The sequence below is a fragment of the Microbispora sp. NPDC049125 genome (assembly GCF_040802045.1).
Lineage (GTDB): Bacteria > Actinomycetota > Actinomycetes > Streptosporangiales > Streptosporangiaceae > Microbispora.
The window spans coordinates 96,945-114,789 of record NZ_JBEZDW010000001.1 but is presented as its reverse complement, the minus strand read 5'-3'; the positions used below and the strand labels follow the sequence as shown (position 1 = coordinate 114,789).

16 protein-coding genes are annotated in these 17,845 nt (G+C 71.8%); 8 read left to right on the top strand and 8 right to left on the bottom strand.

The window, feature by feature from the left end; all coding sequences use genetic code 11:
* Positions 1–259: 259 nt before the first annotated feature.
* Positions 260–1,462, top strand: a complete 1,203-nt coding sequence (locus tag AB0B72_RS00490; protein ID WP_367736101.1) for a pentapeptide repeat-containing protein — start codon at positions 260–262, stop codon at positions 1,460–1,462.
* On the opposite strand, the gene AB0B72_RS00485 is transcribed toward AB0B72_RS00490, so the two are convergent.
* On the bottom strand, positions 1,439–2,839 hold the full coding sequence (locus AB0B72_RS00485; protein WP_367736100.1) for an NAD(P)H-quinone dehydrogenase: 1,401 nt from the start codon (positions 2,837–2,839) through the stop codon (positions 1,439–1,441). The genes AB0B72_RS00490 and AB0B72_RS00485 overlap by 24 nt on opposite strands.
* A gap of 129 nt (positions 2,840–2,968) precedes the next feature.
* Here AB0B72_RS00485 and AB0B72_RS00480 point away from each other — a divergent pair, with 129 nt between their 5' ends.
* The 4 genes from AB0B72_RS00480 to AB0B72_RS00465 all read left to right on the top strand — a co-directional run bounded on the left by AB0B72_RS00480 (position 2,969) and on the right by AB0B72_RS00465 (position 7,343).
* Positions 2,969–3,421 (top strand): gamma-glutamylcyclotransferase, encoded by a 453-nt coding sequence (locus AB0B72_RS00480; RefSeq protein WP_367736099.1) that lies wholly within the window; start codon positions 2,969–2,971, stop codon positions 3,419–3,421.
* 155 nt (positions 3,422–3,576) lie between these two features.
* Positions 3,577–4,380 (top strand): purine-nucleoside phosphorylase, encoded by an 804-nt coding sequence (locus AB0B72_RS00475; protein ID WP_367736098.1) that lies wholly within the window; start codon positions 3,577–3,579, stop codon positions 4,378–4,380.
* Positions 4,381–4,400: 20 nt separating this feature from the next.
* Entirely contained in the window at positions 4,401–6,038 is a 1,638-nt protein-coding gene (locus tag AB0B72_RS00470; RefSeq protein WP_367736097.1) for a phospho-sugar mutase, read from the top strand.
* 93 nt (positions 6,039–6,131) lie between these two features.
* Complete coding sequence (locus AB0B72_RS00465; protein WP_367736096.1) at positions 6,132–7,343, top strand: NAD(P)/FAD-dependent oxidoreductase; 1,212 nt, start codon at positions 6,132–6,134, stop codon at positions 7,341–7,343.
* A 389-nt stretch (positions 7,344–7,732) separates the two neighbouring features.
* On the opposite strand, the gene AB0B72_RS00460 is transcribed toward AB0B72_RS00465, so the two are convergent.
* The 4 genes from AB0B72_RS00460 to AB0B72_RS00445 all read right to left on the bottom strand — a co-directional run bounded on the left by AB0B72_RS00460 (position 7,733) and on the right by AB0B72_RS00445 (position 10,500).
* Positions 7,733–8,317, bottom strand: a complete 585-nt coding sequence (locus tag AB0B72_RS00460; protein WP_367736095.1) for a hypothetical protein — start codon at positions 8,315–8,317, stop codon at positions 7,733–7,735.
* On the bottom strand, positions 8,314–9,402 hold the full coding sequence (locus tag AB0B72_RS00455) for an adenosine deaminase (RefSeq protein ID WP_367736094.1): 1,089 nt from the start codon (positions 9,400–9,402) through the stop codon (positions 8,314–8,316). Before AB0B72_RS00455 ends, AB0B72_RS00460 begins: the two co-directional genes overlap by 4 nt.
* Positions 9,403–9,473: 71 nt before the next feature.
* Complete coding sequence (locus AB0B72_RS00450) at positions 9,474–9,827, bottom strand: cupin domain-containing protein (protein WP_367736093.1); 354 nt, start codon at positions 9,825–9,827, stop codon at positions 9,474–9,476.
* A gap of 13 nt (positions 9,828–9,840) precedes the next feature.
* The gene (locus AB0B72_RS00445) at positions 9,841–10,500 is read right to left on the bottom strand and encodes a hypothetical protein (protein WP_367736092.1); all 660 of its coding nucleotides are present in this window, start codon (positions 10,498–10,500) and stop codon (positions 9,841–9,843) included.
* A 184-nt stretch (positions 10,501–10,684) separates the two neighbouring features.
* Here AB0B72_RS00445 and AB0B72_RS00440 point away from each other — a divergent pair, with 184 nt between their 5' ends.
* Positions 10,685–12,727, top strand: a complete 2,043-nt coding sequence (locus AB0B72_RS00440; protein WP_367736091.1) for a hypothetical protein — start codon at positions 10,685–10,687, stop codon at positions 12,725–12,727.
* A 129-nt stretch (positions 12,728–12,856) separates the two neighbouring features.
* Here the strand turns inward: AB0B72_RS00440 and AB0B72_RS00435 are convergent, their stop codons facing one another.
* Complete coding sequence (locus AB0B72_RS00435; RefSeq protein WP_367736090.1) at positions 12,857–14,278, bottom strand: MFS transporter; 1,422 nt, start codon at positions 14,276–14,278, stop codon at positions 12,857–12,859.
* Between the two features lie 99 nt (positions 14,279–14,377).
* Here AB0B72_RS00435 and AB0B72_RS00430 point away from each other — a divergent pair, with 99 nt between their 5' ends.
* Entirely contained in the window at positions 14,378–14,857 is a 480-nt protein-coding gene (locus tag AB0B72_RS00430; RefSeq protein WP_367736089.1) for a MarR family winged helix-turn-helix transcriptional regulator, read from the top strand.
* Between the two features lie 37 nt (positions 14,858–14,894).
* Here the strand turns inward: AB0B72_RS00430 and AB0B72_RS00425 are convergent, their stop codons facing one another.
* Positions 14,895–15,476: a TetR/AcrR family transcriptional regulator gene (locus tag AB0B72_RS00425; protein ID WP_367736088.1), complete on the bottom strand. Its 582-nt coding sequence runs from the start codon at positions 15,474–15,476 to the stop codon at positions 14,895–14,897.
* 265 nt (positions 15,477–15,741) lie between these two features.
* Here AB0B72_RS00425 and AB0B72_RS00420 point away from each other — a divergent pair, with 265 nt between their 5' ends.
* Entirely contained in the window at positions 15,742–16,533 is a 792-nt protein-coding gene (locus tag AB0B72_RS00420; protein ID WP_367736087.1) for an SDR family NAD(P)-dependent oxidoreductase, read from the top strand.
* A gap of 24 nt (positions 16,534–16,557) precedes the next feature.
* Here AB0B72_RS00420 and AB0B72_RS00415 read toward each other — a convergent pair whose 3' ends face one another.
* Positions 16,558–17,844 (bottom strand): thymidine phosphorylase, encoded by a 1,287-nt coding sequence (locus tag AB0B72_RS00415; protein WP_367736086.1) that lies wholly within the window; start codon positions 17,842–17,844, stop codon positions 16,558–16,560.
* Position 17,845 lies beyond the last annotated feature (1 nt).

Below are 17,845 nucleotides of genomic sequence, written 5' to 3'. Positions count from 1 at the left end.
CCGCTCCTCCACCTGGAGGGCGGGGCCACACCCCGTTCCGGCCCAGCCCTCGGACGCCCCCGGGCCCTCGCCTCCCTGATCGGAACCCGCACTGCCGGGCTGATCCACATGCCCCAGACGACCTTCGTCCGTGGACGCGCGGACAAGCGGAAGCACTGACATCCCGCCGCCCATTCCGCGGCTCCGGGCCGGTTGGCCGGTTGTAAGTGATACGCAAGATCGCATGAGAAACTCGGGGCGTTCCCTCAGGAGGCCCCCGTTGCGTCGCATCATCCCCCTCGTCCTCACCCTGTTGTTCCTGCTCGTCCCGGCGACCGCCGTAGAGGCGGCGGCAGGCCCCTGTAAGCCCGGCAGCGGCCCCAAACTGCGCGGCAAGGACCTCACGAACGGCGCGACGCTCCCCCCCGACCTGCGCTGCGCTGACCTGACCGGGGCCAAGCTGGACGAGGTGGACCTCACCCAGAAGGACCTGACCGGTGCGATCCTGCGGGGCGCCTCCCTCAAGGAGGCCGACCTCACACAGGCGTATGTGGAGTACGCCGACCTGCGGGGGGCCGACCTGACCGACGCGGACCTCGGACAGATGCGGGCCAAGCAGGCGGACTTCCGCGGCGCGATCCTCATCGACGTGCAGGCGGGACAGGCCCAGTTCCCCCACGCGGACCTCACCAAGGCCGTCCTCACCCGGGCGGTGCTCACCCAGGCCAACTTCACGGACGCCACGCTCGTCGACGTCGACCTCAGCGACGGGACGCTGGGCCAGATCAAGGGGCGCACGGCAGACTTCACCCGGGCCAAGCTCAAGGAAGCCAAGTTCGGCCAGGCCGAGCTCCAGCACGCGGTGCTCAAGGACGCCGACCTGCGCGAGGCGGAGTTCACCCAGGCCGAGCTCGACGGAGCCGACTTCCACGGGGCGAACATCGACAAGGCCACGTTCGTCCAGGCCGACGACGTGAACCTCACCGGGGCCCGCGGCGAGGGCGAGAACATCCCCGAGGACGCCATCGTGGGCGAGGACACCTCAGACGACGACACCGGCGACGACACCGGAGGCGACGGCATCGGAGGCGGCACGGGGCGCGGCGGCCTCCCGGCCGGGCTCATGCTCGTCATCCTCAGCGCGTTCGGGCTGAGCCTGACGCTGCTGGTCTGGGGCGTCACCCACCGGCGCAAGGCGCGGACGGCCGCCGAGATGGCGGCCGTCCGGCACGCGGCCGAGGAGGACGTGACCCGCTTCGGAGAGGAGATCGACGCCCTCGACTTCGACATGAAGATCGACCAGCTGAGCGGCCCCGCGCACGAGTGGCAGGCGGCGCTCGACGCCTACGACGCGGCCAAGCAGGTCCTCCACGTCGCCCAGACGCCGTACGAGCTGCGGGGGGTGGCCACGGCCGTGGAGCAGGGGCGGCGGGCCCTGGACCAGGTGCGGGCGCGTCTGTCAGATACCGGCGGTCTGCGGTGACATCAGGCGGCGGGCCGCCTCGGTGATCGAGCCGGACAGCGACGGGTAGACGGCGAACGTGTGGGCGAACTGGTCCACGGTCAGCCGGTGCTGCACGGCCAGCGACACGGCCAGGATCAGCTCCGACGCCCGGGGGGCGACCACGACCCCGCCGAGCACGATGCCGGTGTTCGGACGGCAGAAGAGCTTCACGAAGCCGTCGTTGAAGCCCTGCATCTTGGCTCGGGCGTTGGTGGCCAGGGGCAGCTTGACCACGTTCGCCTCGATCTCGCCGGCCTCGATCTGCCGCTGCGACACGCCGACGGCGGCGATCTCGGGGTCGGTGAAGATGGTGGAGGCGACGGTGGCCAGCCGCATGGGCTGCACGGCCTCCCCGAGCGCGTGCCAGACCGCGATCCGGCCCTGCATGGCGGCGACCGACGCGAGCATCAGCACTCCGGTGCAGTCGCCGGCGGCGTAGACGCCCGGGGCCGACGTCCTCGACACCTTGTCGACCTCGATGAAGCCGCCCCGGTCGAGCCGCACGCCGTTGTCCTCCAGCCCGATCCCCGAGGTGTTGGGCACCATGCCGACCGTCATCAGGCAGTGGGTCCCCTCGGCGGTCCGGCCGTCCTCCAGCGTGACGACGACCCCCTTGTCGGTGCGCTTCACCGACGCCGCCCGCGAGCGGCCCATGACGTTCATGCCGCGGCGCCGGTAGACCTCCTCCAGCACCTCGGCGGCGTCGGCGTCCTCGTTCGGCATCATCCGGTCCCGGGAGGAGACGAGCGTGACCTCCGACCCCAGGGACTGGTACGCTCCGGCGAACTCGGCGCCGGTCACACCGGATCCGACCACGATGAGATGTTCGGGAAGCTCCTGAAGGTCGTACAGCTGCCGCCAGCTCAAGATGCGCTCGCCGTCCGGCTCGGCGCCGGGCAGCACGCGGGGGTGGGCGCCGGTGGCGACGATGACCACGTCGGCGCGGATCGTGCGGTCCCCCGCGCGGACCACCTGAGGGTCCACCAGACGGCCGGTCGCCCGGATGACCTCGACGCCCTCGGCCGCAAGCCGCGCGGCGACGTCTCCGGACTGCGCCTGCGCCAGCTCCCTGACCCGCTTGTTGACCAGCGGCATGTCGGCGGTGACGCCGCCGACGTCCCCGTCGGCTCCGCCGCTGTAGTGCACGCCCAGCGAGGAGGCGTCGAGCAGCGCCTGCTTGCGTACGGAGGTGGCGATCAGCGTCTTGGACGGCACGCAGTCGGTGAGGACGCAGGCGCCGCCAGGGCCGTCCTGTTCGACCACGGTCACCTGTGCCCCCAGTTGGGCGGCGACGAGCGCCGCCTCATATCCGCCAGGGCCACCACCGATGATCACAATCCTCGTCACATGCTCCATTGTCCCGCATAACGGCACCTTCTTCCGAGGAGGGTCACGGTAAGCATCCGACTACACGTTTTTCTCCAGTCACAGACCACCGGCGATCTTTCGCCTAAGTTTCGGGATCTTGGATTAGGCTTGTGTGCCGTGCCTGTTTACGCGGCCTACGGCAGCAATATGGACCCCAAGCAGATGGCGGAGTGGGCTCCACACTCCCCCATGCGAGGCACCGGCTGGCTTCCGGGCTGGCGGCTGACCTTCGGCGGCGAGGACGTCGGCTGGGAGGGCGCCCTCGCGACCATCGTCGAGGACTCCGGCGACCAGGTCTTCGTCGTGCTCTACGACGTGCCCGAGTGGGACGAGCCGACCCTGGACCGATGGCAGGGCAGCGACCTCGGCATCTACCGCAAGGTGCGGCTGCGCGTCGCGACCCTGGAGGGTGACGTGCTCGCGTGGTCCTACGTCCTCGACTCCTACGAGGGAGGCCTGCCGTCGGCGCGCTATCTCGGCATCCTCGCCGACGCGGCGGAGAAGGCGGGCGCCCCCGACGACTACGTCACCGGGCTGCGCACCCGCCCCTGCAAGTCGCTGGGCGACTGATCGTCCCGGGTACGTGAGCGACGGCCCCGACGAGGGTGCCACCGGCTCCGCCGGTGGCGTGCGCGCCCTGTGGAGGACCAGGCCGAACGCCGCCTGACTCATCCTGGCGGGCGGCGCGGCCGGGGTGGTTCATGCCCTTCTGTACGCTCAGTAAAGTGACCAACGACCCATACCTGCTGGCCGCGGAGGCCGCGACCACGCTGCGGAACCTCACCGGCACCACGTCCTACGATCTCGCCCTCGTGATGGGCTCGGGATGGGTGCCGGCCGCGGACGCGATCGGCGAGACGATCGCCGAGCTTCCGGTGACGAAGCTCCCCGGGTTCTCCCCGCCCGCCGTTGCCGGCCACGCGGGAACGGTCCGGGCCGTACGGACCGCCGCGGGCCGCGACGCCCTGATCTTCCTGGGCCGCACGCACTTGTACGAGGGCCGTGGTGTGGAACCCGTGGTTCACGGCGTCCGCACGGCCGTCGCCGCCGGGGTGCGGACGGTGGTGCTGACCAACGCCGCCGGCGGACTGCGGCCGGAGACCCAGAAGGTCGGCGACCCGGTCCTGATCAGCGACCACATCAACCTGACCGGGAGCAACCCGATCACCGGGGCCACCTTCGTGGACCTCACCCACGTCTACTCGCCCCGGCTGCGTGAGCTCGCCCGCGAGGTGGACCCGTCGCTGGCCGAAGGGGTCTACGTCGCCTTCCGCGGCCCGACATACGAGACGCCGGCCGAGATCCGCATGCTCCGCGCGCTCGGTGGGGATCTCGTGGGCATGTCCACCGTGCTGGAGGCGATCGCCGCCCGCGAGGCGGGAGCCGACGTGCTCGGCATCTCGCTGGTCACCAACCCCGGTGCGGGCCTGGTCGGCGAGCCGCTGAACCACGAGGAGGTCCTCGAGGTGGGCCGCGCCACGGCCGCCCGCATGGGCGTCCTGCTCGCCAAGGTCGTCGACAAGCTCTAGCAAGCGCCAGGGAGAAGCCCGTGACCCCCACCGACTTCGTACGGCTCGCCCAGGAGTGGCGCGACCAGGACCCCGACCCCGTGACCCGGGCGGAGCTGGACGCCATCTTGGAACAAGAGGATCTCGCCGCGCTGACCGACCGGTTCGGGGCCAAGCTCGAGTTCGGCACCGCCGGGCTGCGTGGCGAGCTGGGCGCCGGGCCGAACCGGATGAACCGCGTCACCGTCATGCGGGCCGCCGCCGGGCTGGCCCGCGTGCTCGGACCGGGCAGGCACGTGGTGATCGGCTACGACGCCCGGCACAACTCCGACGTGTTCGCCGCCGACACGGCGGCCGTGCTGACCGGGGCCGGACTGCGGGCGTCGGTGATGGGCGGCAAGTGGCCGACGCCGGTGCTGGCCTTCGCCGTACGGCACTTAGGGGCGGACGCGGGGGTCATGGTCACCGCGTCGCACAACCCGCCGCGGGACAACGGCTACAAGGTCTACTGGGGTGACGGCGCGCAGATCGTCCCTCCGCTGGACCAGGAGATCTCCGCGGCCATCGACGCGGTGGGCCGGGTCGACGAGCTGCCGCTCGGCGAGGGCTGGGCGACGCTGGGGCACGGTGACATCGTCGAGCCGTACCTCAAGGCCCTCACGACGCTGCCGATCGGCGACGTGCGGGACATCGCCGTGGCGTACACGCCGCTGCACGGCGTGGGCGGCGCGACGCTGTCCAAGGCCTTCCGCGCCGCCGGGTTCGAAGTCCCCGTCATGGTGGGCCGGCAGGCCGCCGCCGACCCCGACTTCCCCACCGTGTCGTTCCCCAACCCGGAGGAGCCGGGCGCGATGGACCTCGCGCTGGAGCTCGCCGCCGCGACCCACGCCGACATCGTGCTGGCCAACGACCCCGACGCCGACAGGTGCGCCGTCGGCGCGCGGCTGGCCGGCGGCGGCTACCGCATGCTCACCGGCGACGAGGCCGGCGGCCTGATCGCCGAGCACGTGCTGCGGCACACCTCGGGCGCCGACCGGCTGGTCGCCACCTCCATCGTGTCGTCGTCGCTGCTCGCGAAGATCGCCGCCGATCACGGCGTGCGGTACGCGGAGACCCTCACCGGCTTCAAATGGATCATGAAGACGGGGCCTGGCCTGGTCTTCGGATACGAGGAGGCGCTGGGCTACAGCGTCGGGTCGGACGCCGGGCTGCCCGTCCACGACAAGGACGGCATCGGCACGGCGCTGACCGTGGCCGGGCTGGCCGCCGCGGCCAAGCGCGAAGGCAGGACGCTGCTCGACCTGCTCGACGACCAGGCCCGCAGGTACGGCCTGCACGCGACGGGCCAGCTCTCGTTCCGCGTGGCGGACCTGTCGCTCATCGGACGGGCCATGGAGCGGCTGCGCGCCACCCCGCCGGTGGAGCTGGCCGGCCGGACGGTGGAGTCGGCCGAGGACCTCGCCGAAGGGGCGGCCGGTCTGCCGCCCACCGACGGCCTGCGCTACCGCCTGTCCGGCGACGCCCGCGTCGTCGTACGGCCCAGCGGCACCGAGCCCAAGCTCAAGTGCTACCTGGAGGTCGTCGTCCCGGTGGAGGACGACGTCGCCGCCGCCCGCGTCCGCGCCGCCGAGGATCTGGACGCCCTCAGGAAGGATCTCGCCGCCGTCCTCGGTCTGTGAGAGCCGCACCCGCCGATGTCACATCCGGCGGGGCCGGTTGCGTCTCGTTGTCGTGAGCCGCTCAAGGGAGCGGCACGACCGAAGGGGCCAGCCATGGCTGACACGAACCGTCCCAGTCACATCGTCGTGCTCGGCGCGGGCTACAGCGGAATGCTCGCCGCCATCACCGCCGCCAGGCGGCTGCGCGGGCCCGCCGCCCGGCGGGCCGGCGCCGTAACGCTGGTCAATCCCTCGACGAGGTTCACCGAGCGGCTGCGGATGCACCAGATCGCCACCGGGCAGCAGCTGGCGGACTTCCAGATCCCCGACGTCCTCGCGGGCACGGGTGTCGAGTTCGTCCAGGGATGGGCCACCGGCATCGACCCCGCCGAGCGCCGCGTCGTCGTGGCGACCGGCGAGGGCGAGCGGATCCTGCCCTATGACAGGCTGGTGTACGCGATCGGCAGCACGGCCGACACGATCACCGTGCCGGGGGCGGCCGAGCACGCCTTCACCCTCGACGACCCGGAGCATGCGGGACGCCTGGCCGCGCGGCTCGCCGAGATCGCGCCCACCGGCGGCACGGTCGCGGTGTGCGGCGGCGGGCTCACCGGCCTGGAGGCCGCCACGGAGATCGCCGAGTCGTTCCCCGGCGTCCGCGTGGTCATGCTGAGCCGCACCCCGCCCGCCTCGACGATGGGCGACAAGGCCCGCGCGTACGTCATGCGCGCGCTGGAGCGCCTGGGCGTCGAGGTCCGCGCGGGCGTCGAGATCACCAAGGTGCTGCCGGGCGGCGTCGAGCTGGCCGGCGGGGAGTCCCTGTCCTTCGACGCGGTCCTGTGGACGACCGGCATGCGCGCCGCGCCGCTGGCCGCCGGTGCGGGCATCGCGACCGACGAGCACGGCAGGATCGTGGTGGACGCCACCCTGCGCTCGGTCTCGCACCCGTCGATCTACGCCATCGGGGACGCCGCGGCGGTCCGCCAGGCGTACGGCGTGATCCACGGCACCTGCCAGAGCGGCATCCCGATGGGGGCGCACGCGGGCGCGAGCGTCGCCGGCGAGGTGCGCGGCGGGCGGCCCCGGCCGTTCCGGTTCGGCTACCTGCACCAGCCGGTCAGCCTCGGCCGGAGCGACGCGGTCATCCAGTTCACCCACCCGGACGACACCCCTCGCCGCTGGTTCCTCAGCGGCAGGTCCGCGATGATCTACAAGGAGCTCGTCTCCGGCAGCCCCATGACGACCTACAAGCTGGCCAAGCGGATTCCGGTGCCGGCCGCCGTCCTGGCGGGCAAGGGCGGGCGCCGCAACCGCGTCCAGGCGTAGCGCCGCCGGACATGCCGAGACCTTGTCACACGAAGCCTCGGTCTTCTTCACCCGGCGCTCGCTCCACGCCGCCGCAGGGGCTGGATTCCTGGCACCATGAGCGGTGGGCACGAGTCACGTCCAGCACGGTGCCGTGCGTCGTGGCATCCGATGACCTCGGCCCCGCGGCCTGCCGCTCTCCTCGTCGCTCTTCGCTGAGGCGCGGTTCGCCCGGCACCGGCCGCCGACGACTTGTAGGATCGAAGCGATTCCTCCCCGTCGTCCCAAGGGACTGGCGGGGACTTTTTCTTACCCGCGAGCCGCCTCCGCGTGCTGGAAATGATCCTCCTCGGTTCGTCTCAACGAGACCGACAGGGAGTTCCTTAAACAGAGCACGCGGCGGCGCGCGATCAGGCGACGATGAACGTGACCACGACCAGCACGATCGCGACGGCGACGGCGGCCAGGGCGGTGGGCGACCAGGTGACGCGGGTCTGGCCCGACGAGGTCTCCCGCCGCGACACGCTCATCTCGGTGAGCTGCTGGGCCACCCAGTCGGCGTGCGTACGGGAACCGATGAGCTCGGCGGCGGCCCGGTCCGCCTTGGAGGCGCTCGCCGAGGCGGCGGCCTTGGCGGCCCGGCCGGCGGCCTTGGCCCGCTCCCGCGCCGTCGCCTGGGGAGTCCAGCATCGGACCGTCGTGTGACCCGACTCGATGATGATCGAGCTGGTCACGATCACATCGCCGAACTCGCTCCACGGGATGTACGCGTTCTTGAGCGGGTTGCGCACCAGGACGCCGCCCTCCTCCGCGATGACCGCGGGGCGCAGCGCCATGAGGAAGACCAGCACCGTGATGACGCCGAGGGCCGCCCCCGCGATCAACGCGGACGGCATGGTGCCGCGATTGATGAGATCCCAGACGTTCAGGACGGCGAACACCAGCCAGAGCCAGCCGAAAAGCTGGGCGACCTTGGACCGGTAGAGCTGCTTCACGGGCGCCACTTGAGCTGCGCGAAGCCGGGCTTGATCATGCCGTTGATCAGGGCGAGGCGCTCGTCGAACGGGATGAAGGCCGACTTCATCGCGTTGACCGTGAACCACTGCAGGTCGTCCCAGTCGTAGCCGAAGGCGCCGACCAGGGCGGCGAACTCCTGCGACACGCTCGTCCCGCTCATCAGCCGGTTGTCGGTGTTGACCGTCACCCGGAAGTGGAGCGATCGGAGCAGGCCGATCGGGTGCTCGGCGATCGACGAGGCGGCCCCCGTCTGCAGGTTCGACGTCGGGCACATCTCCAGCGGGACGCGCTTGTCGCGGACGTACGCGGCGAGCCTGCCGAGCTTGGCCTCCCCGTCCCCCGACACGGTGATGTCGTCGATGATGCGCACCCCGTGGCCGAGCCGGTCGGCTCCGCACCACTGGAGGGCCTGCCAGATCGACGGCAGCCCGAACCCCTCACCCGCGTGGATGGTGAAGTGGGCGTTCTCGCGCTGGAGGAACTCGAAGGCGTCCAGGTGGCGGGTGGGCGGGTAGCCCGCCTCGGCGCCCGCGATGTCGAAGCCCACCACCCCGAGGTCCCGGTACCGCACGGCCAGCTCGGCGATCTCCATGGATCGCGCCTGGTGGCGCATGGCGGTGAGCAGCGTGCCGACCCTGATGCGCGGCCTGCCGTCGGGGCCGGACGAACCCAGCCGGAAGCCTTCGAGCACGGCCTCGACGACCTGGTCGAGCATGAGGCCGCCGGAGGTGTGCAGCTCCGGGGCGTACCGCACCTCGGCGTACACCACGCCGTCGTCGGCCAGGTCCTGCGCGCACTCGGCGGCGACCCTGACGAGCGACTCCCGGGACTGCATGACCCCGACCGTGTGGGCGAAGGTCTCCAGGTAGCGCTCGAGCGACCCGGAGTTGGCCGCCGCCCTGAACCAGGCCGCGAGCTCTCCCGGGTCGGTCGCGGGCAGCGTGTGGCCGCAGTCGCGGGCGAGGTCCACGATCGTCTCGGGACGGAGACCGCCGTCCAGGTGATCGTGCAGCAGCACCTTCGGAGCCTTGCGGATCTCCTCAAGGGTGGGCAGCCTGCTCATCGGCCCTCCTCACTGCCGTAGCTCATGTCTCGCATCCTATTCCGGGGCACCGACAGCCGATCTTCTCCGGCTCACCCGTCACGGTTGGCCGTGTCCGGGGAGAAGGCGGGCAGGCAGACCGCCACGTACTCAGCGCCGGAGGGCCCGGAACTGTACCGGATCTTCTCCCCCGGCTCGCTGACGAACGCCTGGCCGGCCTCCACCACCGTGGTGCCGCCCGCGTGCTCGATCACGACCGAGCCCTTCAGCACCAGCGTGTACTCGGCGAACTCGGGCGTCTGCGCGGGCTCCTCCCAGCCGGGCGGGGCCTCCATGCGGGCGATCGAGATCCGGTCGTCCTGGCTGTTCACACGTCCGACGTACTCGTCGATGACCTTGCCGCCCGGCACGGGCACCCGGGTTGGCGCGTCGATCCTCCTGACCATGCAGACCAGTGTGTCAGTGCCCGACGTCGATCACGAGGCGGGTGGGCCCGGACTGCTCGGTGATCCTGAACGGCGCCTTGCGGGCGAGCACCAGGCCGATGCTCACGACGCCCTCGAAGTCGCCGTTGTTGACGACGCGGGTGACGTTCGGCAGGTTCGCGGCCACCTCTCGCGGGCCCTTCCAGGTCGGCTTGCCCGCCAAGTCGTGTGCGCTCGCGGGGGCGAGCGTGAGCTGGAGGTACGCCCCACCGGTGGCGTCCACCACGGTGCCCGACCCATCTTGGATGATCTTGTCCACCCAGTCGGCCGTGTAGCCGGTCATAGCCCCTTTGAGCTCGACCACGACCCGGTCGTAGCCGTCGTGCGCGGCGACCCTGACCCCGGTGACCAGCGGCGGCTCGGCCGGGCCGCGCTCCACCTTCACCGCGTCGGCCGAGGTGGGCGGCGCCGGCTCGCCCGACGTCCCGCCGGAGGTCCCGTCCGAGGGGACGGATGAGGCCGCGGGAGACGACGCGGGAGAGGAGACGGCGGCGGGCGTGGCGGTGGTGGTGAGCGCGGGCGACGGCCCGCCGGACACGGTTTCCGACGGCCCGGCCGTACCGGTGCCCGAGCACGCGGCGGCAAGGGCGAGCGGGAGGGCTGCGAGGACGGCGAGAGCGGGACGGGTCTTCATCACGGCTTCTTTCGAGGTGTTCGGCTCTCCTTTAGATGCGGGGATCATGCCGGGGGTTCACACGGTGGGCTACTCTGAGCGCCGCCACCATCACCAGAACGGACAAATCTACATACAGTCCCGGGACGTAGACCGTGAGCACGGCGGTTCCCCGTCCCGCCGCCCCTCACCTGGCGAGGAACGGATGAGAGAGCTCCCCGGATTCGCGGCTTTCGTCGCCGATCAGTCGCCGTCGCTGGCCCGGACGGCTTTCCTGCTGACGGGTGACACGGCGGCCTCCCGTGTGCTCGTGGAGAAGGCGCTGTCCGGCGTGGCAGCCCACTGGAGCGCGGTGCGGTGGTCGTCCCCGGTGTACGCGGCACGGGTCGCGCTGTTCGCCGCCCACCTCAAACGGGTGTCTCGCGAGACGCCCGCTCCCCCGACCACACAGGACCCCGCTCCCGAGCCGTCCCACGGGCCGTTGACCAGCGCGCTGGCTGCGCTGACACCCCTTCGGCGCGCCCTGATCGTGGCTCAGTTCCATGACGGCGCCGCTGAGCCGCACGCGGCGCGGATGTGCGGCACCGGCATCCTGACCGCTCGCTCCGAGACGGTCATCGCGCTCTCAGAGCTGCGCCACCGGCTTCCCTCTCTCTCCACACCCCCGTCGCCCACCAGCGGGCCGGCCGAGCCCGCGCCCCAAACCACGCCCCAGACCGCGACGCAGACCGCGCCCCAGACCGCGCCCCAGACCGCGCCCCAGACCGCGCCCCAGACCGCGCCCCATTCTGCGACCCAGACCGCGACCGGGCCGCCTGAGTGGGCCCCGCCCGACGGGTTTTGGGCGCCTCCCGGCGGCACGGATCCCTTCTCCGGCCCTCCCGGCCCCTTCTCCGGCTGGCCCGCGCCGCCAGGCACAGTGCAGGCTGCGGGAGCCATGCCGGTCCCGCCCGGCATCGACGAGGACCCCTGGCAGGCGGGGCTGCGCCGGGAGCTGGCCGCGCTCGCCGCCGAGCCGCCCGGCCTCGACTCAGGCCTCGACTCCGGCCTCGACTCCGGCCTCGACCCCGGCGGCGATCTCTCCGGCGAGGTCCTCCGCTCGGTACTGCGGCGCCGAGCGGGCCGCAGGGCGTTCGTCACGAGCGTGTGCGTCACGCTGGCCGCGCTGGTCCTGACCCCGCTGGCCTTCGGTGTGGCGGCCGCGGGCGGCAGGCTCCAGCACCGCGCGGCGCTCCCCAGCGGCCCCGGCGGCCCCGGCGGCCCCAACGCGGATCCGTACGGCGGCCACCACGCGAGCCCTGATCCGGCCGATCCGGAGGCGGTGCCCGGCACCCTGCCGTCGACGGTGGGGGCCCCGATCAGGTTCGCCTACCGGGGCCACTGCGCCCCACAGCAGGACAGGGAGTCCGGATGCGACCAGTGGCGCGTGGTCACGACGACGGGCGAGCAATGGCGAATCGCCGACGTCGACCTGCGCCATGCCACCGGCTCGCGTGCGGGCTTCGCGATCAGTGCGGACGGCAACCGGATGGCCTACCTCGGCCTCAACATGACGGACTTCGTGGTGATGGACAGGCGGCACTCCGTGGTGGAGTACAGCGAGACCGTCGAATACGTGCAGAAGGTGCCCAAGGACACCGGCCTGGTCATCTCCCCCGCCGGCAGGTGGATCGCCGTCGACTTCGGCGCCGGCGCACGCGTGCCCAAGCCCCGGCTGCACGACTTCACCCGGAACCGTACGTGGACCCTGCCGCAGCGGATGAAGGTCCTCGCGGTCTCCGAGGACGGGACGGTCACCGGCACGATCGCCCGTGACGCCGGCGTCGTGCCCGGCCGGACGCTCACCACCCGCGTGGTCCGGCTGCGGCCCAGCGGCCGGATGGTCAGCCAGGCACGTGTCGACAGGCTCCTGTTCAGCCGTGGCGCCGCGCTGTCGGCGGACGGCCGCATCCTCGCGTTGTCGTCGGGACTCGCCGACGACGACCACGGCATGGTGGTCACCGTCGAGGCCGCCACCGGGAAGGTCCGCACGCGCCACGAGGCCGCCCTGCCGGAGGACACCCTCATGAAGAGCGTACGCGGCTGGGCGAACGGCCACGAGATCCTTGTGGAGACGGTCCGGGGGACCCGGCCGTGGGACGGCCGCTCGGTCTACGCCATCGACGTGCGGACGGGCGCGGCGCGTCTGATGGCGCTGGACACGGCCGGACAGGTGCTCGGCGGGTGGGCCCCCGGCTACCTGCGCTGACCGATACGCCCCCGCGCCGGCGACCGCGGCACGGACACCCCGGCCACAGGACACCGGCTACACGGGAGACCGGCGGAAACGACGGAAAGGGGGCGCCCGGCCCCCGGGACGCCCCCTCCGTCAGCGGTCTCAGGCCGCTTCGAGCACCCTCTCCTCGGCCTCCTCCGCGGCGCTTGCCGCATTGCTCCGGAAACGGAGCCCGGTCAGCGCGACGATCAGTCCGAGCAGGGCGAACGCGGCCGACACCACGATCGCGGAGCGGAACCGGACGATGGGGTCGGCGCCGGTCCCGGAGGTCAGCACGGCCGTCACGATCGCGAGCACGACGGCGCCGCCGACCTGGCCGGAGGTGTTGAGCAGTCCGGAGGCCAGCCCCTGCTCCTCGTCGTGGACCCCGGCCGTCGCCTGGATGTTGAGCGAGGGGAAGGACAGGCCGAAGGCGACGCCCAGCAGGACCATGCCGGGAATGACCATCGTCGCGAGGCTGGGGTGCTCGTCCACCTGGAAGAACACCGCGTAACCGGCGAGCAGGGCGACCGACCCTGCCACGATCAGCCGGGCGGTGCCGAACCGGTCGGCGAGCCCTCCCATCTTGGTGGAGCTGACGGCCACCAGCAGTCCCGCCGGCAGGAAGGCCAGCGCGGTCTGCAGGGCGCTCCAGCCGAGCAGGTTCTGGAAGTACTGCATCGCCACGAACTGGAATCCCACGTACGAGCCGAAAAGGATGATCAGCCCGATGTTGGCCCGGACCAGCGGCGCGGAGCGCAGGATCCCGAGACGGACGAGGGGGTGGCGGACCCGGTTCTCCAGCCAGACGAACAGGCCGAACAGGACGGCCACTCCAGCGAGTGAGAGCACGGTGCGCACGACGCTCACCTTCGGGGCCTCCACCACGGCGAAGACCAGCAGCAACATGGCCGCGGTGATCATGACGGCGCCGAGGATGTCATGGCCGCCCTCGCCGCGCTCGCCCCGGTCGAGCAGCCGGGCCCCGGCGATCAGGGCGATGATGGCGACGGGCACCGGCATGAGGAACGTCCAGCGCCAGCCGATCTCGGTCAGCACCCCGGACAGGACCAGCCCCAGCGAGAACCCGCTCGCGCCGCAGGCGGTGAAGATGCTGAGGGCCCGGTTGCGGGCCGGCCCCTCGGCGAAGGTCGTGGTGATGATGGACAGGGCGGCGGGCGCGGTGAACGCGGCGCTGATGCCCTTGACGAAGCGGGCCGCGATCAGCAGGGTGCCGTCGGTCATGAGACCGCCCAGCAGCGAGGCGACGGCGAAGACGGCGAGCGCGGCGAGGAAGACCCTGCGGCGGCCGAGCAGGTCGGCGGTCCGGCCCCCGAGAAGCAGCAGACCGCCGTACCCGAGCACGTACCCGCTGACCACCCACTGGAGTGAGGAGGTGGTCATGCCGAGGTCGGCCTGGATGGACGGCAGGGCGACGCCCACCATGGAGACGTCGAGGGCGTCGAGGAAGACGACGGCGCAGAGAACGGTGAGGGCACCCCACAGGCGCGCCCCCCAGCGCTCGTCCTGAGTGGAGGAAGACATGCGGACGAACTTACATGCGCATGCATCCAATGCACAAGCAATTAATGCGTTTGCATATAGTGTGCGTGCATGCTAAGCTCGCGCGCAGAAAGGCGGACAATGAACGACACGGACAGTGACTTCGTTGTGATGGCCTGGCGCGAGCTGCTCGCTCGCCACGCCGAGGTGTCGTGCGCACTGGAGCGGGAGCTGAGCGACAAGCACGGGCTGGGTGTAAGCGAGTTCGAGGTGCTCGAGCGCCTGTCGGAGGGCCCGCCTCCCTGCGAGGTCGATCCCCAGGTCAAGTTCCGCGTGCAGGAGCTGGCCGATCAGGTCCACCTCAGCCAGAGCGCGCTGTCCCGCCTGATCGCCCGGCTTGAGCGCGAGGGCCTGGTGGCCCGCGCCATGTGCGAGGCCGACCGCCGGGGCGTCTTCGTGCACATCACCGAGGAGGGCCGGCGGCGGCACGCCGAGGCCGTCCCCGCCCACCGCGCGGTCCTGGCCGCGCATCTGTTCCCGCACCTGGTGAACGGTGGCAGCCCGGTCTGCGATCGCCTGCGCGAGCAGGCGCCGAACGCGAACGCCGCCGGGACCGCCTGACACGCCGTACGCCTCACGGGCGGCCACACGATGCGGGTCAGCCCTCCCGGCCGAGCAGGATCTCGACGAGACCGCGGGCCTGCCGCGCCGGGCCGTCGACGCCGAGGGCCTGTACGGACGCGTACACGCCCTCCACGATCAGCGCGAGCTGGTCGGCGAGCGCGGCCGGGTCCCGGATCGGGGTCACGGCGGCCATCTCCCTCGTGAGTTCGCGGAGCCTGCCGCGCATCCACTCCTTGACCGCCGTGGCGCTGCGGTGCGCGGGGAGATCGCGATCGGGGAGCTCCGCCAGCGCCATGAGGAAGACGCATCCCCGGCAGTCCTCCGCCCCGACCTGGACGAAGAGCGCGTCGAACAGGGCCAGGACGCGCCCGCGCGGATCGAGGCCGTCGGCGCCGACGGCCTCGTCCACCCATTGCCGGTACGCCAGCCCCGCCCGTTCGACGTACGCGGCGACCAGGTCGTCCTTCGAGGGGAAGAGGCGGTAGAGGGTCGTCGGCGCGATCCCGGCCTCAGCGGCGATCTTGTCCACCCCGGTCGCCTTGATGCCGTACCGGTAGAACAGGTCGTGAGCGATCTCCAGCACGTGCTCCCGGGTCTGCGCTGCGGTGCGGCGCATCGGCTCCCTGCTCTCTGACTTTCGCTGCCTCTGACTTCCCGCCTCCAGACTAGTGACCGCCGCCCCGGCCGCGGCCCGTACGGAGACCTGAGGGCCTGGCGATCACCTGAAGCCCTTGCGTCAAGCCCGGTCTCGCCTTTACCGTCACGATAGGGATCGTTCCCTTACATTCGTTTTCCCGATCCGCGACACCAAACGGACGTCGCCATACGCACGTCGCCAAACGAACGTCGCCAACCAGGCGTCGTCATCCCAAGGAGAACCCGTGGACCTGCACCTCTCGGGCAAGACCGCCGTCGTCACCGGTGGAAGCAAGGGAATCGGCCTGGCCGTCGTCCGTACGCTCCTGGCCGAGGGGATGCGCGTCGTCACCGGCTCCCGCTCCCTCACGCCGGAGCTCAAGGAGACGGGCGCGCTGCATGTGCCGGTCGACCTGTCCACCGCGGACGGCGCCACGACCCTCGTCGACCAGGCTCTGGCCGAGCTGGGCGGGATCGACCTGCTCGTGAACAACGTCGGCGTCGGCGACACCGACGACGTGGCCCAGGGGGCGCTGCTCAACGTCCTCGACCTGCCGGACAGCGCCTGGGAGCACACTTTCGCCCTGCACTTCTACAGCGCGCTGCGGGTCAGCCGGGCCGCCCTCCCCAGCCTGGTCGAGCGCAGGGGGACCATTGTCAACGTCTCCTCTGCCGGCGCGCGCGTCGTCAGCGCCGGCCCCGCCGACTACAACGTCTCCAAGGCCGCCCTCAACGCTCTGACCAAGGTGTTCGCCGAGCAGTTCGGCCCGTCCGGCGTGCGCGCGGTCACCGTCTCACCCGGCCCGGTGCGCACGGGCGTGTGGACCGACCCGGACGGCCTGATCGCCAGGATCGCCAGGGAGCAGGGCGTCCCGCACGAGGTGCTCGCCGAGCGGCTGCTGAGCTCGCTGAGCCCCAGCACGGGCCGGCTCAGCACGCCGGAGGAGGTCGCACGGCTCATCGCCTTCGTGGCCTCGCCCAGCAACATCACCGGCTCCGAGTACCTGATCGACGGAGGCGTCGTGAAGAGCGCCTGACCCGCCACCCGGCGCCTGCGGGCCTCAGGCGGTGACGCGGTCGATGATCAGAGGCAGGAGGCCGGAGCCGCTCGACGGCCTGATCTCGAAGGCGCCCTCAAGCGCCTGGAGGGCGCGGGCGAACCTGGACGTCTCGTCGGCGTGCAGCGTCATCAGCGGCATGCCCGAGCGGACCAGATCGCCCGGCTTGGCGTGCAGCGTGATGCCCGCCCCCGCCGACACCGGGTCCTCCTTGCGTGCCCGCCCCGCGCCGAGCCGCCAGGCGGCCACCCCCACCTTCAGCGCGTCGAGCGTGGCCAGCACGCCCGACTCGGGCGCCGTGACCTCCACGAACTCGGCGGCCCTCGGCAGGACCGCGTCCGGGTCGCCGCCCTGCGCACTGATCATGCGCCGCCAGGCGTCCATCGCGGAGCCGTCCTTGAGCGCCTCCTCCGGGTCCCTCGCGTCCGGCACGCCGGCCGCCTCCAGCATCTCCCTGGCCAGCCGTACGGTGAGCTCCACGACGTCGGAGGGGCCGCCGCCGGCGAGGACCTCGACGGCCTCGGCCACCTCCAGCGCGTTGCCCACGGCCTTGCCGAGAGGACGGTCCATCGCCGTGAGCAGCGCGACGGTCCGCACGCCCGCGTCGGCGCCGAGGGCGACCATCGTCTCGGCCAGCTCCCGGGCGTTCTCCACGGTCTTCATGAACGCGCCGGAGCCCACCTTGACGTCGAGCACCAGGGAGCCGGTGCCTTCGGCGATCTTCTTCGACATGATCGAGGAGGCGATCAGCGGGATCGACTCCACCGTGCCGGTGACGTCGCGGAGCGCGTAGAGCTTCTTGTCCGCCGGGGCGAGCCCGCTGCCCGCCGCGCAGACCACGGCCCCCGCCGTCCGGATGACGTGCAGCATCTCGGCGTTCGACAGCGACGCCCGCCAGCCGGGGATGGACTCCAGCTTGTCCAGCGTGCCGCCGGTGTGGCCCAGCCCGCGCCCGGAGAGCTGCGGGATGTACGCCCCGCAGGCGGCGACCAGCGGCGCGAGCGGCAAGGTGATCTTGTCGCCGACGCCGCCGGTGGAGTGCTTGTCGGCGGTGGGCCGGTCGAGGGCCGACCAGTCCATCCGCTCCCCCGAACGGATCATCGCCTGGGTCCAGTCGGCGATCTCCCTGCGGTTCATCCCGTTGAGCAGGATGGCCATCAGCAGCGCCGACATCTGCTCGTCGGCCACCTCGCCCCGCGTGTACGCGGCGACCACCCAGTCGATGTGGGCGGTGGACAGCTCGCCGCCGTCCCGCTTGGTGGTGATGACCTCGATCGCGTCGAAACCCACG

Bases quoted from the DNA above. Each gene is read 5' to 3' on its own strand.
- AB0B72_RS00485 (WP_367736100.1), bottom strand. From the start codon at position 2,839: ATGGAGCATGTGACGAGGATTGTGATCATCGGTGGTGGCCCTGGCGGA.
- AB0B72_RS00465 (WP_367736096.1), top strand. From the start codon at position 6,132: ATGGCTGACACGAACCGTCCCAGTCACATCGTCGTGCTCGGCGCGGGC.
- AB0B72_RS00455 (WP_367736094.1), bottom strand. From the start codon at position 9,402: ATGAGCAGGCTGCCCACCCTTGAGGAGATCCGCAAGGCTCCGAAGGTG.
- AB0B72_RS00450 (WP_367736093.1), bottom strand. From the start codon at position 9,827: ATGGTCAGGAGGATCGACGCGCCAACCCGGGTGCCCGTGCCGGGCGGC.
- AB0B72_RS00445 (WP_367736092.1), bottom strand. From the start codon at position 10,500: ATGAAGACCCGTCCCGCTCTCGCCGTCCTCGCAGCCCTCCCGCTCGCC.
- AB0B72_RS00440 (WP_367736091.1), top strand. From the start codon at position 10,685: ATGAGAGAGCTCCCCGGATTCGCGGCTTTCGTCGCCGATCAGTCGCCG.
- AB0B72_RS00435 (WP_367736090.1), bottom strand. From the start codon at position 14,278: ATGTCTTCCTCCACTCAGGACGAGCGCTGGGGGGCGCGCCTGTGGGGT.
- AB0B72_RS00430 (WP_367736089.1), top strand. From the start codon at position 14,378: ATGAACGACACGGACAGTGACTTCGTTGTGATGGCCTGGCGCGAGCTG.
- AB0B72_RS00425 (WP_367736088.1), bottom strand. From the start codon at position 15,476: ATGCGCCGCACCGCAGCGCAGACCCGGGAGCACGTGCTGGAGATCGCT.